This window comes from Paenibacillus sp. Y859, assembly GCF_056786405.1.
On record NZ_JBXCIZ010000032.1, the window covers coordinates 1 to 2,175 of the forward strand.

General features: G+C 36.6%; 2 protein-coding genes. Both read left to right on the forward strand.

Translation table 11 applies throughout. The features are described from left to right. Window positions 1-415: 415 nt before the first annotated feature. A complete protein-coding gene (locus tag AC1TO8_RS23765; protein ID WP_482058056.1) occupies window positions 416-904 on the forward strand; it encodes a hypothetical protein in 489 nt (162 codons plus the stop codon). Between the two features lie 227 nt (window positions 905-1,131). Further along, window positions 1,132-1,998 carry a hypothetical protein gene (locus AC1TO8_RS23770; protein WP_482058057.1) on the forward strand — a complete coding sequence of 289 codons (867 nt, stop codon included), beginning with the start codon at window positions 1,132-1,134 and terminating at the stop codon, window positions 1,996-1,998. Window positions 1,999-2,175 lie beyond the last annotated feature (177 nt).

Sequence of the window (2,175 nt, forward strand, 5' to 3'; positions counted from 1 at the left end):
TGAATGAAATGAATAAGGATGGATTTACGAAGAAGCAGTTGAAAACCGACAAAGAAGAAATAGGGAAGGGGGAACCTTTCCTTTGCGGAAACGGATTTGATAGGACCAAAAGATAGAATCAAAAAAAAACACGTAAAGTCATATCAAATACATAAAACACACAAGACATATATGGATGAGGAATCGAAGAAGAAGGGGCAGCGTTATAACAATGCATTTTTGCTTCGTCACTGACGCTCCTTGGTCGCCAAGAGGGATTATCTGAGAAGTGGAATCAGGCGACACATCCAACCGGCTAAGTGGCAGAGCCACCGGGACCTTCGGTCCTTAAGCCGTTTGGACGTCAGAAATGCGCAACGTTATAAGAAATCGGCGAGAACAACATTTCATACTTTAAATAGAAAGGGCTGATTTAGTGTTTAAAGCCAACTTCATCTCTGAAAACACTTTAAATTTTGTTTCACTACATGATTGTGTGATCGAAGAAGTTTCAATAGAAAATCAGAACTTAATTATGAGCTTTGAACATATAGACGTTTTATCAGATCATCCAATGAACAATACAGGGTTCAGTATGTATACAGGAAAGGCGAAAGTTAGATTTATTGACTATGAAATTATCGAATCTATTTTATATGATACATCTGGAGTAAAAGGAAAGAGGCAGATAATTGTAGAGGAAGATGCACACGAGATAAAACTACACATATCTGAATTATTATTAGATTTTGAAGTACTCAAGAATGAAGAGTTACAGGTGACAGAATATTTTTTTATCCAGAGATTCGATGGGTCAACTTCTCTAAAGTACAATGCTGAATTTGGTTACTGTATTATTAAATATAAGAAATTAGTAATTGAATGGAATGAACTTATTGAAAAGGCTTGGTTTGAAGATAGATGATTTTGAATGTAATTCATTGAAGTCGCCGACATCTCATAACAATGCATTTTTGCTGCGTCGCTGATGCTCCTTGGTCGCTAAGAGGATTCTCGGAGAAGTGAATTCAGGCGACACATCCAACCGAGTAAGTGGCAGAGCCACCCGGACTTATGGTCCTTAAGTCGTCTAGACGTCAGAAATGAGCAACGTTAGGTGAAATTATTTCTAAAAGCAGAAAGGATAAAATTATGAATCTCCAATCATTATTCAATGAACAAATTCAAACAGTAACTAAGCTTGGTGGGCATGCAAGCGATGTATGGCATGTGAGAACTTCTCAAGAAGATGTTGTTGTTAGGTCTTCCGGTGTTAGTGAGGACTCAGATGCTCCCTTTATATTTGGATGCAACAAATTATTTGGTGTAGAACTAAACAAAACATTTGATCTTGAAATTATTAATAAAGAACTTTCACTTGTTAGTCCAATTCCAATTCCAAAATGTATTCGTAAAGGAGTAATAGATGGAAGAGAGTTTGTCGTAGTCACCATGATGGTTGGTGAGAAAGTTGATCTAAAGAATGTACCAAGTTCTTTTGCATATCAATTTGGCAGAGATCTAGCTGAAATACATAGCAATAAATTTACAAAGTGCGGAAACATAAAAGGAACTCTCAGATACAGTTTGAATGAATTTCATTTGAGGTTATTTGGAATTATTGAAAAGATAATTTCCCGATTCTATTCTGACAATAAAGTCATAGCTGATTTTTGGGAGACCTATAAGGATGAGGTAACATCATTACCATCTCCAGACTTTGCTGCTTTTATTATGGTTGATATGGATACAAGGCAGATATTATCCGATGGAACAAGAGTAACTTCAATTGTAGATACAGAAGCCTATGTGATAGGACCAAAAGAGTTTGATTTAATAACACTAGAGTATAATTTTAATCAAGAAACTGCGACTTCATTTAAGTTAGGATATCAATCAGTAACTCCCTTTCCAAATCTATCCCTGATAAGGAATACCTATAGATTCTTCTATGGATTAATGCAAGTAAAAGGTCCAATTGAGATTAATGATTGGATGACTAGACCAATTCTTTTTTAGCATATCGAGGAAGAGAAATAACGTCACCTAACACCACATTCCTACTGCGGGTATTCGCCCTTGATCGCTAGAAGGATTTTCAAGGAGTATATTCAGGCGATACATTCAACCAGCTAAGTCTGACGACCCGGACCTACGGTCCTTAAGCTGCTTGAACGTCAGGAATGCCAAACGTTA